Below are 17,792 nucleotides of genomic sequence, written 5' to 3'. Positions count from 1 at the left end.
CGGCATCCGCTCTTCGCCGTACCATCGGCGCATGAGCTGGGACCACGAACTCGGTGTGTTCGATCTGGAGACCACGGGCGTGGACGTGGAGACCGCGCGCGTCGTCACGGCGCACATCGGTCTGCTCGATGAGCACGGCGAGATCGTCCACGGCCGCTACTGGCTGCTCGACCCCGGGGTGGAGATCCCCGCCGAGGCATCCGCCGTCCACGGCATCAGCACCGAGCTGGCGCGTGAGAAGGGAATGGACGCCGCTGGCGGCATCGCGGCGATCGTGGATCAGCTGCGCCGGCTCTTCGCCCGCGGCGTCCCCGTCGTCGCCTACAACGCACCCTACGATTTCAGTCTCCTCGACCGCGAGGCCCGGCGTCACGGAATCGAGCCGCTCGACTCCCCCGGCCCCATCATCGACCCGCTGGTCATCGACCGCGCCGTCGACAAGTTCCGGCCCGGCAAGCGCACTCTCACCGTCACCGCGGACCACTACGGCATCGTCCTCACCGACGCCCACGACGCGGGAGCGGACGCCATCGCGGCCGGCCGCCTGGCACAGGCGCTCGTACGGCGGCACACCGAGCATCTGGCGATCGACGCGGCCGAGCTGCACCGGAAGCAGATCGGCTGGTGCCGGGAGCAGGCGGCGGATTTTCAGGAGTACATGCGCCGGGTGCGCGATCCGGACTTCACCGCGTCGGGAGACTGGCCGCTGCGCTGAACGGGAGCATCTCGCCGGGGCACTTACCCCGAATCCGCACGACAGATAGTCATGAATCCCATGAGCGATCCGCTGAACCCTCAGGCCCAGCCGCCGCAGAACCAGGCAGTGCAGAACCAGGCTCAGCCGCCGCTGTACGGCTACGCGCCCCCGGCTCCTGGCTACAGCCCCCTCGCGATCATCGCCTTCGTGCTCGCCTTCTTCACGAGCGCCATCGGCGTCATTCTCGGGTTCGTGGCGCTCTCGCAGATCAAGCGCACCGGTGAGCAGGGCCGCGGACTGGCGATCGCCGCGATCGTCATCGGCCTGGCCGAGTTCGCGCTCGTCGTGCTGTTCATCGCCATCGTCGCGGCCGGGATCGCTGCGGCGAGCTATCACATCCGCTGAGCCCGCTCCGCGAAAAGGCCCCCGTCCGTGGACGGGGGCCTTTTCGCGGCTGCTTATTTGCCGAAGTTCTTGTAGCGGGTGTTGAATTTCTCGACCCGGCCGGCGGAGTCGAGGATGCGCTGCTTACCGGTGTAGAACAGGTGCGACTCGGAGGAGATCTCGACGTCGATGACCGGGTAGGTGTTGCCGTCCTCCCACTCGATCGTCTTCTGGCTGGAGACGGTCGAACGGGTGAGGAAGGTCGCGCCCGAGGCCAGGTCGCGGAAAACCACGGGGGCGTAGTCGGGGTGGATGCCAGTCTTCATGAGGACTTCCTTGTTGCGTAGTAGTCGGTCGTATGCACGCTCGATGCGCGAGGACGGAAAACGGAGGGCCCACGACAGCCCGCGAGGCGAGGGGGCCAGCTGATGAGTTTAGCAGATCGGTCAGTCCGCGGAGACCGGACGCGCCCGAGCCGCGTAACGGCCATCGGCCTCGGTCAGCTCGATGTCGACATCGAACGCCGCGCTCAGCGACTCGCTCGTGATGACCTCCTCCAGCGGGCCCTGCGCGGCGATCCTGCCGTCTGTGAGCAGCAGCGCACGGTTGAAGCCGAGCGGGATCTCCTCGACGTGGTGGGTGACCATCACGATCGCGGGCGATGCGGGATCGCTGGCGTAGCCGCCGAGCAGCTGAAGCAGCTCTTCGCGGCCACCGAGGTCGAGGCTCGCGGCGGGCTCGTCGAGCAGGAGCATCTCGGGATCGGTCATCACTGCGCGCGCGATCTGCACGCGCTTCTGCTCGCCGTCGCTCAGGCTGCCGAAAGCACGGTCCGCCAGCTGCTCCAGATTCCACTCGCCGAGCACGCGGCGGGCGCGGCGTTCATCGATGTCCTCATACTGCTCGTTCCAGCGGCCGGTGACCGCATAGGCGGCGGTCATCACCACATCCACCACCTTCTCGTCCCGTGGGATGCGACGGGCCAGGGCACTGGAGGCGAACCCGAGCAGCGGGCGCAACTCAGCGAGATCGCTGCCCCCGAGTCGCTCGCCCAGCACCTCGGCGGTGCCCGCGGAGGGCTGCAGGACGGCGCCGGCGATCTGAAGGAGCGTGGTCTTGCCGGCGCCGTTGCGGCCGAGGACCACCCAGCGCTCGTCCGGCTCGACCGTCCACTCGACTCCGTCGAGGACGACAGCGCCCTCCCTGGTCACGGACACATCATGGAGTCGGAGAACGCTGTCGGCCATGACTTCTAGCCTAGTCGCCGTCCAGGTCGCGCTCAGACCAGCGAGCGGTAGACGAGCCGGGTCTGCTCTGCGATGGCGGTCCAGCTGAACTCCGCCTCCGCCCGCACCCGCCCGGCCGCCCCCATCCGCGCCGCACGCTCCCGGTCGCCGACGACTTCCGTCAGCGCCGCGGCGAGATTGCGGACGAACGCCTCGGGGTCGAGCGGCGTTCCGCTGCCGTCCTGCATTTGGTCGATCGGCACCAGCCTGCCGGTGACACCGTCCACGATCACCTCGGGGATACCGCCCGTGGCGGTCCCGACGACCGGGAGGCCGCACGCCATCGCCTCCAGGTTCACGATCCCGAGCGGCTCGTAGACCGACGGGCAGACGAAGACGGTGGACGCTGTGAGCGCCGCTCGCAGCTGATCGTTCGGGAGCAGCCGATCGATCCAGACCACGCCGTCCCGCTCCTCCTGCAGCCGCCCGACGAGCCCGCTCACCTCCGCGAGGATCTCCGGCGTGTCCGGGGCGCCGGCGCACAGGATGAGCTGCACCTCCTCCGGGAGCATCCTCGCAGCGCGGAGCAGATACGGCAGGCCCTTCTGGCGCGTGATGCGGCCGACGAAGATCACTGCGGGGCGCCCGGGGTCGATCCCGAGCGCCCGTACCCTCTCGCCGTCGTCCAGCGGACGCCAGCGTTCGAGGTCGATGCCGTTGTAGACGACAGTCACCTTCGACGGATCGAGCGCTGGGTAGGAAGCGAGGATGTCGCGCCGCATCCCGTCGCTCACGGCGATGACCGTGTCGGCCGCCTCGAACGCGGTCTTCTCGATCCAGCCGGAGACGGCGTAGCCGCCGCCGAGCTGCTCAGCCTTCCACGGGCGGAGCGGCTCCAGGCTGTGCGCGGTGACGACGTGCGGAACGTCGTGCAGCAGCTTGGCCAGGTGGCCGCCCGCGTTGGCGTACCAGGTGTGCGAGTGGACGATGTCGGCGCCGCCGCAGTCCTGCGCCATCTGCAGATCCACCCCCAGAGTGGCGATCGCCCCATTCGCGCCGGCGAGTTCCCCCGGCGCCCGGTAGGCGACGGTGCCGGGCTCCTCGCGGGGCTCTCCGAAGCACCGCACGAACACCTCGGTCCCGTTCCGGAGAGCCCGAACGAGTTCGGTCACATGCACCCCCGCGCCACCGTAGACAGCAGGCGGGTACTCACGGGTGAGAAGATCGACGCGCATGCGAGAACGCTAGTACAGCCCTGGGGATGCCTCTACTGTGGTGGAATGGGAGCAGGCAACAAGATCTTCGGAATCGTCCTCGCGGGTGGCGAAGGCAAGCGGCTGATGCCGCTCACCACAGACCGGGCGAAACCGGCGGTTCCGTTCGGCGGGCAATACCGCCTGATCGACTTCGCGCTCTCGAACCTCATCAACTCGCAGCTGCGCCAGATCGTCGTCCTCACCCAGTACAAATCGCACAGCCTCGACCGCCACATCTCGCAGACCTGGCGGCCCGACGGGATGCTGAACTCCTACATCGCCTCCGTCCCCGCCCAGCAGCGCCTCGGAAAGCGCTGGTTCTCCGGATCGGCCGACGCCATCCTGCAGAGCCTCAACCTGCTTCGCGACGAGAAGCCGGACATCGTCGTCGTGGTCGGCGCCGACCACGTCTACCGGATGGACTTCGGCCAGATGATCCGGTCTCACCTCGACTCCGGCTCCGCCGTCACCGTCGCCGCCATCCGCCAGCCGGTCTCCCTCGCCGACCAGTTCGGGGTCATCGAGGTGGACCCGGCCAGCCCGGAGCGCATCGCCGCCTTCCGCGAGAAGCCGTCCGACCCGGTCGCCCTCCCGGACTCCCCCGGCGAGGTGCTCGCCTCCATGGGCAATTACGTTTTCACCGCCGACGCGCTCATCGCGGCCGTCCGGCGCGACGCCGACCGTCCCGACTCGAATCACGATATGGGCGGCGACATCATCCCGGACTTCGTGGCCCGTGGCGAGGCCGGCGTCTACGACTTCACCAACAACGACGTGCCCGGCTCCACCGACCGCGACCGCTACTACTGGCGGGATGTCGGGACGATCGACTCGTTCTTCGAAGCGCACCAGGACCTCATCTCCACGCTCCCGGTGTTCAACCTGTACAACCGCCAGTGGCCGACCTTCAGCCAGGTGCTCAACTCCCCGCCCGCCAAGATCGTGCGCGACGGACGCGGCGCGCTCGGCACGACCATCGACTCCATCGTCTCGCTCGGGTCGGTCATCTCCGGCGCGCACCTCGAGCGCAGCGTGCTCGGCCCGTGGGCCACCGTGGACTCCGGGGCCAAAGTCATCGACTCGGTCGTGTTCGAGCGCGCCCTCATCGAGCCGAACGCGTTCGTCGGACGTGCCATCCTGGACAAGGACGTCGTCGTGACGGCGGGAGCGAGCATCGGCGTGGACCCCGACAGGGACCGCGCGCGCGGCTTCACCGTCACCGAGTCCGGAATCACCGTCGTCGGCAAGGGAGTGCATGTCGTTCCCTAACAGGAAAGAGCATTTGGCGAGCGAGAACAGCACCATCCACCACCGGCACGCCCGCTTCCTCGTCGTCCTCGACGCGGACTCGACCCTCCTCCACGACGAGGTGATCGAGCTTCTGGCCGAAGAGGCCGGGGCGCGGAGCGACGTGGCCGAGATCACCGAGCGCGCCATGCGGGGCGAACTCGACTTCGAGGAGAGCCTGCGCGAGCGCGTGTACACCCTGGCGGGCCTTCCCGTCGAGGTCTTCGAGCGGGTGGGCGATCGTATCCAGGTGACGGACGGCGTCCCCGAGCTCATCGCGGGCGTCCGGGCCGCCGGGGGCCGGGTCGCCGTCGTCTCCGGCGGGTTCAACGAGGTGCTCGACCCCCTCGGTGAACGCCTCGGCCTCGACCACTGGCGGGCCAACCGCCTCCGCGTCGCCGACGGCGTCCTCACCGGCGAGGTCGAGGGACCGGTGGTGGACGCCGAGGCCAAGGCCCGAGCCCTGCGGCACTGGGCCGCGGACGCCGGCATCCCCCTCCGCCAGACCATCGCGATCGGCGACGGCGCCAACGACCTCCGCATGATGGGCGAAGCCGGGCTCGCCATCGCTTTCAACGCCAAACCCCGCGTCCGGGCCGAGGCCGACCTCGTCATCCAGCACCAGGACCTCGCCCAGGTCCTCCCCCTCCTCGGCCTCCGCGGCTGACCCCTGTCTCCCGCCCCGCCCCTCCCCCACCGGAAACGGAGGAGATCCCACCCCACCATCCCCACATCTCCTCCCTTTCCGGAGAGGGGATTGTGCGGAGAAGGGAAGTGGGCAGGGGGAGCGGCTAGTTGTATTGAGCCGTCACGTTGGTGACACTCGGGCTGCGGGTGTGAGCCCGTGGCTCGAGTGGATGCGACCAGTGTTGTAGTGCTCGATCCAGGGCGCAAGAGCTTCGTGGCGGGCCTGGTTCGAGTTGAAGGGTTGCCGGTAAGCCCATTCCGTTGCAAGGGTCCGGTTGAAGCGTTCGACTTTGCCGTTCTGCCAGGTGCAGTGCGGCTTGATGAACTTCTGCTTCGCTCCGAGCGCCGCAACGGCGGCCGGGAACGCGGCTGATTTCCGATAGGCGTATGCGTTGTCGGAGATGACTCGCTCGATCGTCTCGATGCCGTGCCGTTTGAAGTAGGCGGCAGCACGGGTCAAGAATCCGGCCGCGGTGGCCCCCTTCTCGTCGGGGTGGATCTCAACATAGGCGAGACGGGTGTGGTCATCGACGGCGGCGTGGACGTAGTCGAAACCGAGCCGATTGTTTCGAGCCGATGCGGTCGAGGCGGCATCACGGCCGATCAGGCGCCATCCGCCGCCATCGGGGATACGGCCGAGTTTCTTCACATCGACATGGATCAGCTCGCCCGGTTTCTCGCGTTCATAGCGATTCGTTGTCGACCGAGACGCTCTAATCGATGCGCCGGTCACTGGATCCAGCCAAGCCAACGGGGGGATCTGGTGTCGCACCAGGACCCGGGAGATGGTCCGGGCGGGGACACCGGTCTCAAGCGCGAGCCTCGCGGGACCGAATTGCAGCCGCGTCCGTGCCTCAAGCACGAGCGCCTCCCGAGCCGGCGTCGTCTTCGTCGGCGAGTGTTTTGGGCTACTCGACCGGTCAGCAAGACCGGCCACGCCCTCCACCCGAAACCGGCGCACCCACCGATGAGCGCATTGCCGTGAGACGCCGAGTTCTTTGGCGACGTGGGCGACGGGACGACCCTCGAAGATCACTCGGCGGACCAGCAGAGCCCTTCCATGGGTCGTCAAACGGGCATTAGCGTGGAGCACGAGAGCTCCGAATTGATGAAGAACTAGACAGCTCCATCAAGCCAGGAGGTCTCGCTACGTCACAAGCCCCGAAGTGTCACCAACGTCATGGCCGAGTACAGCTAGTGGCCCATGCCCAGGCCGCCATCCACGGGGATGACCGTGCCGGAGACATAAGCCGCGTCGTCTCCGGCGATCCAGGCCACCACGCGAGCGACCTCCTTCGGCGACGCGAACCGGCCGGCCGGGATGCTCCGCTTGTACTCAGCCTGCTGCGCTTCGGGCAGCTCGGCGGTCATATCGGTCTCGATGAAACCGGGGGCGACGACGTTTGCGGTGATCCCGCGGGCTCCGAGCTCGCGCGTGAGCGAACGGGCCATGCCGACGAGGCCTGCCTTGCTGGCGGCGTAGTTCACCTGACCGGCGGAGCCGTACAGACCGACCACGCTGGAGATGAGCACGACGCGGCCCCAGCGGGCCTTCAGCATCCCCTTGGAGGCGCGCTTCACCACCCGGAACGCGCCGCCGAGGTTCGTGTCGACCACGCTGTCGAAGTCCTCGTCCGACATCCGCATGAGGAGGGTGTCGCGGGTGATCCCCGCGTTCGCGATGATGACCTCCACCGGGCCGAGCTTCTCCTCGACCTCGGCGAACGCGGCGTCCACGGCCACGCTGTCCGTCACATCGGCGCGCACCGTCAGCGAACCGGCGGGGCCTTCGCCCGAGCGAGCGGTGACCGCGACGCGGTGCCCCTGCGCGACGAACTCCTCCGCGATGGCGTAGCCTATGCCGCGGTTGCCGCCGGTGACGAGGACAGTGCGTGGGATGATCATAGATGCGGGTCCTTTCGATGAATATCGGCCCCGGTCGGGCCTCTCCCGGCGAATGGACGTACGCTGGAGTGAACGCCCATGAAGCCGACACGCCCCGCCCTCACGAACCTCCCCGTCGCGCCAGACGAGGAACGAAAGCACCGGATGATCAAGTATACGGTGGCTATGGGGGTCCGCATCGTCTGCGTGTTCGCCGCCGTCCTCGCACCGGGCTGGTGGGCCGCCGTGCCGATCCTCGGCGCGATCTTCCTGCCGTACTTCGCGGTCGTGCTCGCGACCGTGTCGGCGGACCCGCGCAAGGGGGACGTGCAGCGTCCTGGCGCTATCCTGCCGGTGGCGCCCCCGCCCACCGGGCCGCGCAGCGAACGGCGGGAGGAGCAGTGATCGGACAGGGCGAACCGGAGCCGATGAGCTGTTCGCGCGCCGGCTGCGGCGAACGGGCGTCGTGGCGGATCGAGTGGAGGAACCCGGCGATCCACACCGCTGAGCGGGTGAAGGTGTGGCTGGCGTGCGCCGAGCACATCGGCTTCCTGCGCGAGTTCCTAGCGGCGCGCGGCTTCCCGCTCGCCGTCGTCGCGCTCACCGCTGGCGGAGAACCGGAGAGGAGCGGGGCGTGACCCGGGAGCCCGCGGAGCAGTCCGGCTGGCGGTTCGCATTCTCGCGGCGCTGGCTGGGCTACATCGCGTTCGCCGTCCTCTTCGCGATCGCTTGCGGTTTCCTCTCCACCTGGCAGCTCGCACGCAGCAAGGAGGCCGCGACGGCGAATGCGCTCATCGCGGCGAACTTCGACTCCGAGCCCACTGCTCTCACGGACGCACTGCCCTCCCTCGACGCCTACTCGCCCCGGCAGGAATGGAGACGGGTGACGGTGACGGGCGTCTACGAGAAGGACAAGGAACTCCTGGTCCGCAACCGCCCGTTCAACGGCAGCCCCGGTTTCGAGGTGCTCACGCCGCTGCGCACCGCCGACGGGGCGCTGTTCATCGTCGACCGTGGCTGGGTCCCGACCGGCGCCAGCACCGACGACCCCGACCGGGTGCCCGCCGCGCCGTCGGGCACGGTGACCGTGGTCACACGTCTGAAAGCCAGCGAGCCCGCCATCCCCGGACGCACCGCCACCGGAATGCAGGTGGGCACCATCCAGCTCTCGGTCGTGCGGCAGAAGCTCGGCGACGCGGATGTCTACACCGGGGCTTACGGGCTCCTCGACTCACAGCGCCCGCAGCCCACCGACTCACCGGCTCCGACGGTCACCGCCCCGCCGACCCGCGACGAAGGTCTGCACTGGTCGTACATGATCCAGTGGATCATCTTCGCCCTGATCGGGTTCTTCGGTCTGGGGTACGCACTGCGCGCCGAATACCGCAAACGCAACGAGCACGACCCGGCGGAACGTGCCCGGGCGGCCGAACGCGAGCGGAAGCGGCGCGCGAGGCGCAGCGACGCGGATGTCGAGGACGAGCTGCTCGACGCGGCGCCGTAGGGGCCACCCGGCGGCTACGCCAGAGAAATGAGCTCTAAGTAGTCCTTGTTCCAATGATCCTCGACGCCGTCCGGCAGGATCAGCACCCGCTCCGGGTTTAGCGCCTCCACCGCCCCTTCATCGTGGCTGACCAGGATCACCGCGCCCTCGTAGTGCGCGAGCGCATCCAGGATCTCGTCACGGCTGGCCGGGTCGAGGTTGTTGGTCGGTTCGTCCAGCAGCAGGACGTTCGCCCCCGAGACCACGATCATCGCCAGCGCGAGACGGGTCTTCTCCCCGCCCGAGAGCACCCCGGCCCGTTTGTGCGCGTCGTCCCCGGTGAAGAGGAACGATCCGAGAACCTTCCGCACCTCGGTCTCGGTGAGCGCCGGTGAGGACGACACCATGTTCTGAAGCACACTGCGCTCGACGTCGATGGTCTCGTGCTCCTGGGCGTAGTAGCCGATGCGGAGCCCGTGACCGGGCTCGATCGAGCCGGTGTCGGGCTTGTCGACGCCGGCGAGCATCCGAAGCAGGGTCGTCTTCCCAGCGCCGTTGAGGCCGAGCACCACGACCTTCGAACCGCGGTCGATCGCGAGGTCCACCGCGGTGAAGATCTCCAGCGAGCCGTAGCTCTTCGACAGGTCGCTGGCTTGCAGCGGTGTCTTGCCGCACGGGGCCGGGGTGGGGAAACGCAGTTTCGCCACCCGGTCCGTCTGGCGGACCTCATCGAGTCCGGCCAGCAGCTTCTCAGCCCGCGCGACCATCTGGTGCGCGGCGGCGGCCTTCGTGGCCTTCGCGCCGAACCTGGCGGCCTGCGACTGGAGGGCGCTCGCCTTCTTCTCCGCGTTCGCGCGCTCCTTCTTGCGGCGTTCCTCGTCGGCCGCGCGCTGGCGCTGATAGTTCTTCCAGCCCATGTTGTAGATGTCGATGACCTGCCGGTTCGCATCCAGGTAGAAGACGCGATTGACGGTCTCCCCCACCAGATCCACATCGTGCGAGATGACGATGAACCCGCCGGAGTAGCCCTTCAGAAACTCCCGCAGCCAGACGATGGAGTCGGCATCGAGGTGGTTGGTCGGCTCGTCGAGGATCATTGTGCGGGCATCGGAGAACAGGATGCGCGCCAGCTCGATGCGCCGCCGCTGTCCGCCCGACAGCGTCTTCAGCGGCTGATCCAGGATGCGGTCGGGCAGGTTGAGGTTGCTGGCGATGGAGGCTGCCTCCGCCTCTGCCGCATAGCCGCCGAGCATGTGGAAGCGCTCCTCCAGTCGGCCGTACGTCTTCATCGCGGCGGTCGACACGGCGGTCTCCTCGCTGGCCATGTCGAGCGTCGCCTGCTGCATCCCGAGCACGATGGAGCCGAGCCCGCGGGCGTCCAGGATGCGCGTGCGGGCGAGATCGTCCAGGTTCCCCGAACGCGGGTCCTGCGGCAGGTAGCCCAGCTCGCCGCTGCGGTCGACGGAGCCGGCGGTCGGCAGCAGATCGCCGGCGAGCACTTTGGTCAGGGTCGTCTTCCCGGCGCCGTTGCGCCCGACGAGCCCGATCTTGTCGCCCGCGGCGACGCGGAAGCTGACGTCCTCCATCAGCAATCGCGCCCCCACACGCAGCTCAAGCCCCTGCACACTCAGCACAGTTCATCCATTCGTTCGTGAAGCAGCCATCCGTTCCTCGCTTTTTCAGGCGAAACGCCGGGAGCGAGCCGGAAGAAGCGAGGAACGGATGGCTGGAAAGGTGGTGGTCAGATCGCGAAGCCGAGGGCGCGCATCATGTCGCGGCCGTCGTCGGTGATGCGCTCGGGACCCCAGGGGGGCATCCACACCCAGTTGATACGGAAGGCTTCGACGATACCGTCGAGGCTCTCGGCGGTCTGCTCCTCGAGCACATCGGTGAGCGGGCAGCCGGCACTGGTCAGCGTCATGGAGATGATGAGCGCGTTGTTCTCGTCGTCCCAGCCCAGATCGTAGATCAGGCCGAGGTCGACCACGTTGATCCCGAGCTCGGGGTCCATGACATTCTTGAGCGTCTCCTCGACCTGGTCGAAGAGCGCCGGGCTCAGCGTGCTGGGCATACGATCAGCCTACGCCCCGGCCCGTTCGCTGGAGACGCCGGACGCGGACTCGGGGGCGTCGACGAAACGGTCGTAGCCTTCCTCCTCCAGGCGCTCCGCGAGTTCCGGGCCGCCCTCCTCCGCCACCTTGCCCGCGACGAAGACATGCACGAAGTCCGGTTGGATGTAGCGCAGGATGCGCGTGTAGTGCGTGATCAGCAGAATGCCGAGACCGGTGTTGGCCTTGGCCCGGTTGACGCCCTCCGACACGACCTTCAGCGCGTCCACGTCGAGCCCGGAGTCGGTCTCGTCCAGCACGGCGAACGTCGGCTTCAGCAGTTCAAGCTGCAGGATTTCGTTGCGCTTCTTCTCGCCGCCCGAGAAGCCCTCGTTGACGTTGCGCTCCGCGAACGACGAGTCCATCCGGAGGTTCGCCATGCTCTCGCGGATGTCCTTCACCCAGGTGCGGATGGCGGGGGCCTGGCCATCGACGGCGGTCTTGGCGGTGCGGAGGAAATTCGTGTTGGTCACCCCGGGGATCTCCACCGGGTACTGCATCGCGAGGAAGAGGCCGGCGCGGGCGCGCTCGTCCACGCTCATGGCGAGCACATCCTCGCCGTCGAGGGTGATGCTGCCCTGGGTGACGGTGTACTTCGGGTGACCGGCGATGGTGTACGCCAGGGTGGATTTCCCAGAGCCGTTCGGGCCCATGATGGCGTGGATCTCCCCCTCGCGGATGGTCAGGTCGACACCGTTCAGGATGGGCTTCACGCCCTGGTCCGTCTCGACGGTGACGTGCAGGTCGCGGATCTCGAGGACTGACATGCTTACTGGATCTCTTTCGTGATGGTCGGGTCGATGTAGACGTCTCCGTCGATGACCTCGACCGGGAAGACAGGGACCGGCTCGTACGCCGGGAGGTTGAGGGGTTTGCCGGTGATCAGCGAGAACGGGGACCCGTGGGCCCAGCACTCGAGCGTCTCGCCTTCGACGAAGCCTTCGGACAGCGAGATCTCGCCGTGCGTGCAGGTGTCGCCGATGGCGTGGATGTCGCCGGCGGAGTCCTTGACGAGTGCGATGGGGACGCCGTCCACCACCACCCGCGTCGGCTGGTTCTCGACCAGCTCCGCCGCCGGGAGCACGCGGGTGCCGGCCATCAGCTCGCCGCCGTGACGGAGAGGGCGAGCTCGGCTTCGATCGCGGTCTGCAGACGCTCCTGCAGCGCGGGCGAGCCGATCTGCTGCACGATCTCGAAGAGGAACCCGCGCACGACCAGGCGGCGCGCCTCCTCCTCCGGAATGCCGCGGGACTGCAGATAGAACAGCTGCTCGTCGTCGAAGCGCCCGGTGGCGCTGGCGTGCCCGGCGCCGACGATGTCGCCGGTCTCGATCTCCAGGTTCGGGATGGAGTCGGCGCGGGCGCCGTCCGTCAGGACGAGGTTCCGGTTCTGCTCGTACGTGTCAGTGCCGACCGCTTTCGGGCCGATCAGCACGTCGCCGATCCAGACCGTGCGTGCGCCCTCCCCCTGCAGCGCGCCCTTGTAGGTGACCCGGCTGCGGGTCTCCGCGCCGTCGTGGTGGACGTACACCTGCTGCTCGAGGTGCTGGCTCGCGTCGGCGAAGTACGCGCCGAGGAGCTCAGCCTCCGAACGAGCGCCGGCGAGGTGCGCCGATGGGTTCAGCCGGACGACGCTGCCGCCGAGCGTGACGGCGACGTGTTTGAGACGCCCGCCCTCCGCGAGCTCAGCGAAGTGCGCGGCCAGGTGAAGCGCATCGGCGTCCCACTCCTGGACGGACACGACGGTGAGGTCGGCGTCCTTCCCGACGAGGAACTCGACGTTCTCACTGAGGTGCGCGGGACCGCTGTTCTGCAGGATGAGCGTGGCACGGGCGCCGTCGGCGACCTCCACGACGGTGTGCGCGGCGCGCGCCGCGCCGCCGAGGGCCGACCGGGTGAGGGTGACCTCCTTGGCGTCGTCCCCGGCGATCGAGACGAGCAGCGCCCGCTCGAAGCCGGTCCAGGCGGTGGCCGAGGCGCGGTCCTCCGGAGCGCCGGCGGCGCCGATGCGGGCATCGTCGCGGCCGATCCAGGCGGTGGTCACCCGCGGGGCCGTCGTCACGTCGTAGAGGTACGGAGCGCCATCGAGCTCGCCGGCGAGCAGTTCGGTCAGGCGCGCGACAGGGGTGTGCTTCCACATGACTTCGCGGCCGGTGACCTCGGGGAAGTCGGCCACCTCCGTGGAGGTGAAACGCTCCGAACGGGTCTGAACCGGGACGGGCGCGCGCAGATGCGCCGGTGGGGCCGGCGCGGTGGTCTGCGTCGGTGTGCTTGCGGACGTCATGGTCAGCCCACATTTCCTTTCGGGGAGGTACGAGGAGAGAGGATCATCCGACAGAGCCTTCCATGCCCATCTCGATGAGCTTGTTGAGTTCGAGTGCGTATTCCATCGGGAGCTCACGGGCGATCGGCTCGATGAAGCCGCGGACGATCATGGCCATCGCCTCGTCCTCCGGGAGTCCACGGGACATCAGATAGAAGAGCTGCTCCTCGCTCACGCGCGAGACCGTGGCCTCGTGTCCGAGCTGCACATCGTCCACGCGGATGTCGATCGCGGGGTAGGTGTCGGAGCGCGAGATCGTGTCCACCAGCAGCGCATCGCAGCGCACGGTGTTCGCGGCGTGGTGCGCGTTGGCGTCCACGCGGATCTCGCCGCGGTAGCCCGCACGGCCGCCGCCGCGGGCGATCGACTTCGAGACGATCGAGGACTGCGTGTACGGCGCCATGTGGATCATCTTCGCGCCGGCGTCCTGGTGCTGACCGGGGCCGGCGAACGCCACGGAGAGGGTCTCTCCCTTGGCGTGCTCGCCCATCAGGTAGATGGACGGGTACTTCATCGTCACCTTGGAGCCGATGTTGCCGTCGATCCACTCCATCGTCGCGCCCTCGCCCGCCTGCGCCCGCTTGGTGACGAGATTGTAGACGTTGGTGGACCAGTTCTGGATGGTCGTGTATCGCACCCGGGCGTTCTTCTTGACGATGATCTCGACCACCGCGGAGTGCAGCGAGTCGGACTTGTAGATCGGCGCCGTGCAGCCCTCGATGTAGTGGACGTAGCTGCCCTCGTCGGCGATGATCAGCGTGCGCTCGAACTGGCCCATGTTCTCCGTGTTGATGCGGAAGTAGGCCTGGAGCGGGATCTCGACGTGGACGCCCTTGGGCACGTACACGAACGAGCCTCCGGACCAGACAGCGGTGTTCAGCGCGGCGAACTTGTTGTCGCCGGCGGGGATCACGGTGCCGAAGTACTCCTCGAAGAACTCGGGGTGCTCCTTGAGCGCGGTGTCGGTGTCGAGGAAGATGACGCCCTGCTGCTCCAGGTCCTCGCGGATCTGGTGGTAGACGACCTCCGACTCATACTGAGCGGCGACGCCGGCGACGAGACGCTGGCGCTCCGCCTCCGGGATGCCGAGCTTCTCGTAGGTGTTGCGGATGTCCTCCGGCAGGTCCTCCCAGCTCTGGGCCTGCTTCTCGGTGGAGCGGACGAAGTACTTGATGTTGTCGAAGTCGATCTCCGACAGGTCCGCGCCCCAGGTGGGCATCGGCTTGCGCTCGAAGAGCTGGAGGGCCTTGAGGCGGCGCTGCAGCATCCACTCGGGCTCGTTCTTGAGGGACGAGATGTCTTTCACCACCTCGGGGCTGAGCCCTCGACGGGCGGAGACACCCGCCGCGTCGGAGTCCGCCCAGCCGAACTCGTACTGCCCCAGGGAGTTGAGTTCCGGCCGGTCGATCAGGATGTCTGACATATCTACCTCGTTTTCCTTCCATCCGTAACCGGCTATCAGTCCGGCTCATTCCCCCCGGCGCGGCGAACCGGCTGGGAGCGTCCTGATTGTGCGGGTGGCTGGTGTGCGTACCTAAACTGATCGAGGACACGGGCGACAGCGCCCTGACCGCGGGCGCGAGCGGCGCCCGCTGACACGCGCAAGCACAGCGCGGTTCTCGAACCCACCGATTCTACAGGTGCGGGCCGGCAAGAGGAGTGACGCGCCTGCGCGTTACCCGAGTATCGAGCGAAAGAGACACCGAGGGATCACTCATATGAACCGAATCATCGCTTGGCTGCCGGACCGCGTGGATGCCCGGCTCACGGTCATCGCGTGGATCTACCTGATCGGCCAGATCGTGCTGGTCGGCACCGGCGGACTCGTCCGGCTCACCTCGAGCGGCCTCGGCTGCCCGACCTGGCCGAAGTGTACGGCGGACTCGCTCGTGAACACGCCCGAGATGGGCATCCACGGGATCATCGAGTTCGGCAACCGGGTGCTGGGCATCGCGCTCGGACTGATCGCCATCGTGGCTTTCATCGCCGTCCTGCGACTGCGCAGGGAGCGGAAGGACCTGTTCTGGCTGACGCTGCTGGCCGGTCTCGGCATCCCGGCGCAGGCCGTGATCGGCGGCCTCAGCGTGCTCACGAAGCTGAACCCGTACGTGGTCGGCCTGCACTTCGTCGTCTCGATCGTCCTGGTCGCGCTGTGCATGACGTTCCTGCTGAGACTGCGCACCGCGCCCGGCCCACGCGCACGGGCGGTGCCGGGATGGTTCGCCGGCGTCGCGCACCTCACCAGCGCCGCCGTCGCCGTCACGATCCTGGCCGGCATCCTCACCACGGGCTCGGGACCGCACGCGGGGGACGCCGACGCGCCGCGCAACGGATTGAACCCGGAGATCCTGCAGCACGTCCACGCCCTCCCGGCGTATGCGACGCTGGCCCTGACGCTGGTGCTCGTGGTCGGGTCGCTGGGCCGCCGCGCGGCGCCGGTGCGCCGGTGCGCGATGTGGCTGCTCGCGGTCGAAGCGCTCCAGATCGCTGTCGGGCTCGTCCAGGCGAACACCGGCCTGCCGGGCATCCTCGTCGGTGTCCACATGATGCTGGCGGCGGCTCTCGCCGCCGCCATGACCGCCGTGGTCCTCACACTGAAAGCCCCCGCCGAGCCCCGGACGGACACCGCCAGCACGGCCGCCTGACGAGCCGCCCCGTGGCCCCGCGCAAACGGAGGACATCCGCACTCCTCCCGCCCGGATCTCCTCCGTTTCCTGCGACACACCGAGCTTCCCGGCCCCTTCTCCTCCCTTTGCGACAGCGCCGGAAAGGGAGGAGATCCGGTGCCGAAGCACGGTGTGTCGCAGGAAACGGAGGAGATCCGGGCGGGAGGGAACGGGATGTCCTCCGTTTGCGCGAAGGGTGCGAGCGTGGGGGTCAGGCGGTGCGGACGCCGATGAGGAGTTCGCGGGCCTCGTCGTCGATGGCGACGCGCTGACGCTCGGAGGCGGAGAAGTCGAATCCAAGGGATTCGGCGAGGCTGCGGCTGCGGTCGTTTCCGATGAGGTGGCCCCAGTGCAGACGGGTGTAGCCGAGACCGTCCGGAGCGGGGGCGAGCGCATTGTCGCAGACGGCGGCGAGGGCCTCGCGCATGAGCCCACGGCCACGGGCGTCCGGTGCCAGCCAGCAGCCGATGGAGGCCGACCCCGGGGCCTCGTCGCGGCGCACCTCGACCACGCCGACCAGCGGCAGCGCCTCCGCCTCGCGCAGTGCGCGCACGAGATACTGACCGCTGGCGGCTCCGTGCGGGCAGTAGCTGCGCACGAAGAACTCGGCGCTGGCGCGCGTGTAGGGACGCGGCAGCGGCACCCAGCGCTGCGTCTGCGCGTCCTGGCACGCCTCGAAGACCGCGACGATGTCCACCTCGCGCGGTTCGTCGAGGACGAGCCGCGCGGTCCTCAGCGTCCGCACCTCAGAACGGGAGCAGCGGGTCGATCGCGACGGCCAGGAAGATCAGCGTCAGGTAGGCGATGGAGCCGTGGAAGACGCGCATCGGCGACACCGTCGCGTGACGGATCGCGAGGTTGTAGAGGCGGTGCGACTCGTAGAGGAACCAGCCGCCGGCGACGAGCGCCATCGCCGCGTAGAGCACACCCATGTGCGCGACCGGGATGAGCAGGAGCGAGCACGCCACCATCGCCCACGCGTACAGCACGACCTGGAGACCGACCACGGCGCGTCCACGGACCACCGCCAGCATCGGGACCCCGGCGTCCTTGTAGTCCTCGCGGTACTTCATCGACAGCGGCCAGTAGTGTGGCGGGGTCCACAGGAAGATAACGCCGAACAGGATGACGGGCGCCCAGCCGAGCGTGTTCGTGACCGCCGCCCAGCCGATGAGCACCGGCATACAACCGGCCACACCGCCCCACACGATGTTCTGGGTGGTGCGGCGCTTGAGGATCAGCGTGTAGAACACCACGTAGATCAGGATGGCCGCCACTGAGAGGCCTGCGGCGAGCCAGTTCGTGAAGAAGCCGAGCACGAGCACCGATGCCAGACCGAGCGCCCAGGCGAAGACGAGGGCCTCGCGGTCGCTCAGCTCGCCGGTGACGAGCGGCCGGTTCTTCGTGCGCCGCATCACACGGTCGATGTCGCGGTCGATATAGCAGTTGAACGCGCCGGCCGATCCCGCCGACATATAGCCGCCGACGACGGTGGCCAGCACCAGCCAGAGGTTCGGGATGCCTCCCGCCGCGAGGATCATGGTCGGCACGGTCGTCACCAGCAACAGCTCGACCACGCGGGGCTTGGTCAGGGAGATATACGCCTTGACCTTGCGGGAGACGCCGATGCGTCCGACCGGTTCGACACGGCTCTCTACGGCGACGTCCATTGCTCCTCGGAAAGATTTCGATGATGTGTTATACCCCTGCGCAAGTCTACGGCACGCCGGTTCCGGGGCAGCGCTCTGCCGCCCCGGGCCTCCGCTTGCGAACCACCGGGAAGAGTCCTTGT

General features: G+C 68.2%; 21 protein-coding genes. 8 read left to right on the top strand and 13 right to left on the bottom strand.

Annotation, left to right across the window (positions count from 1 at the left end; all coding sequences use genetic code 11):
* Positions 1 to 31: 31 nt before the first annotated feature.
* Both O159_RS05845 and O159_RS05840 read left to right on the top strand, forming a co-directional pair.
* Positions 32 to 715, top strand: coding sequence for a 3'-5' exonuclease (locus O159_RS05845; RefSeq protein ID WP_043994080.1), 684 nt, complete (start codon positions 32 to 34; stop codon positions 713 to 715).
* A gap of 60 nt (positions 716 to 775) precedes the next feature.
* Positions 776 to 1,102 carry a DUF4190 domain-containing protein gene (locus O159_RS05840; protein ID WP_021754822.1) on the top strand — a complete coding sequence of 109 codons (327 nt, stop codon included), beginning with the start codon at positions 776 to 778 and terminating at the stop codon, positions 1,100 to 1,102.
* 53 nt (positions 1,103 to 1,155) lie between these two features.
* On the opposite strand, the gene O159_RS05835 is transcribed toward O159_RS05840, so the two are convergent.
* From O159_RS05835 to glgA, 3 genes are all read right to left on the bottom strand, one after another.
* The gene (locus tag O159_RS05835; protein ID WP_021754821.1) at positions 1,156 to 1,407 is read right to left on the bottom strand and encodes a type B 50S ribosomal protein L31; all 252 of its coding nucleotides are present in this window, start codon (positions 1,405 to 1,407) and stop codon (positions 1,156 to 1,158) included.
* A 120-nt stretch (positions 1,408 to 1,527) separates the two neighbouring features.
* Positions 1,528 to 2,328, bottom strand: a complete 801-nt coding sequence (locus O159_RS05830) for an ABC transporter ATP-binding protein (protein ID WP_021754820.1) — start codon at positions 2,326 to 2,328, stop codon at positions 1,528 to 1,530.
* 32 nt (positions 2,329 to 2,360) lie between these two features.
* A complete protein-coding gene (glgA, locus tag O159_RS05825; RefSeq protein WP_021754819.1) occupies positions 2,361 to 3,542 on the bottom strand; it encodes a glycogen synthase in 1,182 nt (393 codons plus the stop codon).
* Between the two features lie 45 nt (positions 3,543 to 3,587).
* Here glgA and O159_RS05820 point away from each other — a divergent pair, with 45 nt between their 5' ends.
* Together O159_RS05820 and serB are read left to right on the top strand one after the other, a co-directional pair.
* Positions 3,588 to 4,832, top strand: coding sequence for a glucose-1-phosphate adenylyltransferase (locus tag O159_RS05820; RefSeq protein WP_021754818.1), 1,245 nt, complete (start codon positions 3,588 to 3,590; stop codon positions 4,830 to 4,832).
* Entirely contained in the window at positions 4,819 to 5,517 is a 699-nt protein-coding gene (gene serB / locus O159_RS05815; RefSeq protein ID WP_236609550.1) for a phosphoserine phosphatase SerB, read from the top strand. The genes O159_RS05820 and serB overlap by 14 nt, the downstream gene beginning before the upstream one ends.
* Positions 5,518 to 5,658: 141 nt before the next feature.
* Here serB and O159_RS05810 read toward each other — a convergent pair whose 3' ends face one another.
* Both O159_RS05810 and fabG read right to left on the bottom strand, forming a co-directional pair.
* Positions 5,659 to 6,630, bottom strand: coding sequence for an IS481 family transposase (locus O159_RS05810; RefSeq protein ID WP_043993559.1), 972 nt, complete (start codon positions 6,628 to 6,630; stop codon positions 5,659 to 5,661).
* 101 nt (positions 6,631 to 6,731) lie between these two features.
* Positions 6,732 to 7,442 (bottom strand): 3-oxoacyl-ACP reductase FabG, encoded by a 711-nt coding sequence (gene fabG, locus O159_RS05805; protein ID WP_021754815.1) that lies wholly within the window; start codon positions 7,440 to 7,442, stop codon positions 6,732 to 6,734.
* A gap of 78 nt (positions 7,443 to 7,520) precedes the next feature.
* Here fabG and O159_RS05800 point away from each other — a divergent pair, with 78 nt between their 5' ends.
* Genes O159_RS05800 through O159_RS05790 form a run of 3 tightly spaced genes read left to right on the top strand, consistent with a single transcriptional unit; the run spans position 7,521 to position 8,925 of the window.
* Complete coding sequence (locus O159_RS05800; RefSeq protein WP_021754814.1) at positions 7,521 to 7,826, top strand: DUF3099 domain-containing protein; 306 nt, start codon at positions 7,521 to 7,523, stop codon at positions 7,824 to 7,826.
* Positions 7,823 to 8,059, top strand: a complete 237-nt coding sequence (locus O159_RS05795; protein ID WP_021754813.1) for a hypothetical protein — start codon at positions 7,823 to 7,825, stop codon at positions 8,057 to 8,059. Before O159_RS05800 ends, O159_RS05795 begins: the two co-directional genes overlap by 4 nt.
* Positions 8,056 to 8,925, top strand: coding sequence for an SURF1 family cytochrome oxidase biogenesis protein (locus O159_RS05790; RefSeq protein WP_021754812.1), 870 nt, complete (start codon positions 8,056 to 8,058; stop codon positions 8,923 to 8,925). Before O159_RS05795 ends, O159_RS05790 begins: the two co-directional genes overlap by 4 nt.
* A gap of 14 nt (positions 8,926 to 8,939) precedes the next feature.
* Here O159_RS05790 and abc-f read toward each other — a convergent pair whose 3' ends face one another.
* The 6 genes from abc-f to sufB all read right to left on the bottom strand — a co-directional run bounded on the left by abc-f (position 8,940) and on the right by sufB (position 14,757).
* Complete coding sequence (gene abc-f / locus O159_RS05785; RefSeq protein ID WP_021754811.1) at positions 8,940 to 10,538, bottom strand: ribosomal protection-like ABC-F family protein; 1,599 nt, start codon at positions 10,536 to 10,538, stop codon at positions 8,940 to 8,942.
* Between the two features lie 107 nt (positions 10,539 to 10,645).
* Positions 10,646 to 10,975 (bottom strand): metal-sulfur cluster assembly factor, encoded by a 330-nt coding sequence (locus O159_RS05780; protein WP_021754810.1) that lies wholly within the window; start codon positions 10,973 to 10,975, stop codon positions 10,646 to 10,648.
* Between the two features lie 9 nt (positions 10,976 to 10,984).
* A complete protein-coding gene (gene sufC / locus O159_RS05775; RefSeq protein WP_021754809.1) occupies positions 10,985 to 11,779 on the bottom strand; it encodes a Fe-S cluster assembly ATPase SufC in 795 nt (264 codons plus the stop codon).
* 2 nt (positions 11,780 to 11,781) lie between these two features.
* Complete coding sequence (locus O159_RS05770; protein WP_021754808.1) at positions 11,782 to 12,111, bottom strand: non-heme iron oxygenase ferredoxin subunit; 330 nt, start codon at positions 12,109 to 12,111, stop codon at positions 11,782 to 11,784.
* On the bottom strand, positions 12,111 to 13,295 hold the full coding sequence (gene sufD, locus O159_RS05765; protein ID WP_021754807.1) for a Fe-S cluster assembly protein SufD: 1,185 nt from the start codon (positions 13,293 to 13,295) through the stop codon (positions 12,111 to 12,113). The genes O159_RS05770 and sufD overlap by 1 nt, the downstream gene beginning before the upstream one ends.
* 43 nt (positions 13,296 to 13,338) lie before the next feature.
* Entirely contained in the window at positions 13,339 to 14,757 is a 1,419-nt protein-coding gene (gene sufB / locus O159_RS05760) for a Fe-S cluster assembly protein SufB (RefSeq protein WP_021754806.1), read from the bottom strand.
* Between the two features lie 295 nt (positions 14,758 to 15,052).
* On the opposite strand from sufB, the gene O159_RS05755 reads away from it, so the two are divergent.
* The gene (locus tag O159_RS05755; protein ID WP_021754805.1) at positions 15,053 to 15,979 is read left to right on the top strand and encodes a COX15/CtaA family protein; all 927 of its coding nucleotides are present in this window, start codon (positions 15,053 to 15,055) and stop codon (positions 15,977 to 15,979) included.
* A gap of 232 nt (positions 15,980 to 16,211) precedes the next feature.
* Here the strand turns inward: O159_RS05755 and O159_RS05750 are convergent, their stop codons facing one another.
* On the bottom strand, positions 16,212 to 16,745 hold the full coding sequence (locus O159_RS05750; RefSeq protein ID WP_021754804.1) for a GNAT family N-acetyltransferase: 534 nt from the start codon (positions 16,743 to 16,745) through the stop codon (positions 16,212 to 16,214).
* A 1-nt stretch (position 16,746) separates the two neighbouring features.
* A complete protein-coding gene (locus O159_RS05745) occupies positions 16,747 to 17,670 on the bottom strand; it encodes a heme o synthase (protein WP_021754803.1) in 924 nt (307 codons plus the stop codon).
* Between the last annotated feature and the right edge of the window lie 122 nt (positions 17,671 to 17,792).

This window comes from Leifsonia xyli subsp. cynodontis DSM 46306 (assembly GCF_000470775.1).
In the GTDB taxonomy this organism is placed as follows: domain Bacteria; phylum Actinomycetota; class Actinomycetes; order Actinomycetales; family Microbacteriaceae; genus Leifsonia; species Leifsonia cynodontis.
The sequence above is the reverse complement of the archived record's forward strand: the minus strand, read 5'-3'. Positions and strand labels throughout refer to the sequence as shown.

Excerpts from the sequence above, each read along its gene's own strand:
- O159_RS05845 (WP_043994080.1), top strand. The coding sequence starts at position 32 with ATGAGCTGGGACCACGAACTCGGTGTGTTCGATCTGGAGACCACGGGC.
- O159_RS05840 (WP_021754822.1), top strand. The coding sequence starts at position 776 with ATGAGCGATCCGCTGAACCCTCAGGCCCAGCCGCCGCAGAACCAGGCA.
- O159_RS05835 (WP_021754821.1), bottom strand. The coding sequence starts at position 1,407 with ATGAAGACTGGCATCCACCCCGACTACGCCCCCGTGGTTTTCCGCGAC.
- O159_RS05830 (WP_021754820.1), bottom strand. The coding sequence starts at position 2,328 with ATGGCCGACAGCGTTCTCCGACTCCATGATGTGTCCGTGACCAGGGAG.
- glgA (WP_021754819.1), bottom strand. The coding sequence starts at position 3,542 with ATGCGCGTCGATCTTCTCACCCGTGAGTACCCGCCTGCTGTCTACGGT.
- O159_RS05820 (WP_021754818.1), top strand. The coding sequence starts at position 3,588 with ATGGGAGCAGGCAACAAGATCTTCGGAATCGTCCTCGCGGGTGGCGAA.
- serB (WP_236609550.1), top strand. The coding sequence starts at position 4,819 with ATGTCGTTCCCTAACAGGAAAGAGCATTTGGCGAGCGAGAACAGCACC.
- fabG (WP_021754815.1), bottom strand. The coding sequence starts at position 7,442 with ATGATCATCCCACGCACTGTCCTCGTCACCGGCGGCAACCGCGGCATA.
- O159_RS05800 (WP_021754814.1), top strand. The coding sequence starts at position 7,521 with ATGAAGCCGACACGCCCCGCCCTCACGAACCTCCCCGTCGCGCCAGAC.
- O159_RS05780 (WP_021754810.1), bottom strand. The coding sequence starts at position 10,975 with ATGCCCAGCACGCTGAGCCCGGCGCTCTTCGACCAGGTCGAGGAGACG.
- sufC (WP_021754809.1), bottom strand. The coding sequence starts at position 11,779 with ATGTCAGTCCTCGAGATCCGCGACCTGCACGTCACCGTCGAGACGGAC.
- O159_RS05770 (WP_021754808.1), bottom strand. The coding sequence starts at position 12,111 with ATGGCCGGCACCCGCGTGCTCCCGGCGGCGGAGCTGGTCGAGAACCAG.
- sufD (WP_021754807.1), bottom strand. The coding sequence starts at position 13,295 with ATGACGTCCGCAAGCACACCGACGCAGACCACCGCGCCGGCCCCACCG.
- sufB (WP_021754806.1), bottom strand. The coding sequence starts at position 14,757 with ATGTCAGACATCCTGATCGACCGGCCGGAACTCAACTCCCTGGGGCAG.
- O159_RS05755 (WP_021754805.1), top strand. The coding sequence starts at position 15,053 with ATGAACCGAATCATCGCTTGGCTGCCGGACCGCGTGGATGCCCGGCTC.
- O159_RS05745 (WP_021754803.1), bottom strand. The coding sequence starts at position 17,670 with ATGGACGTCGCCGTAGAGAGCCGTGTCGAACCGGTCGGACGCATCGGC.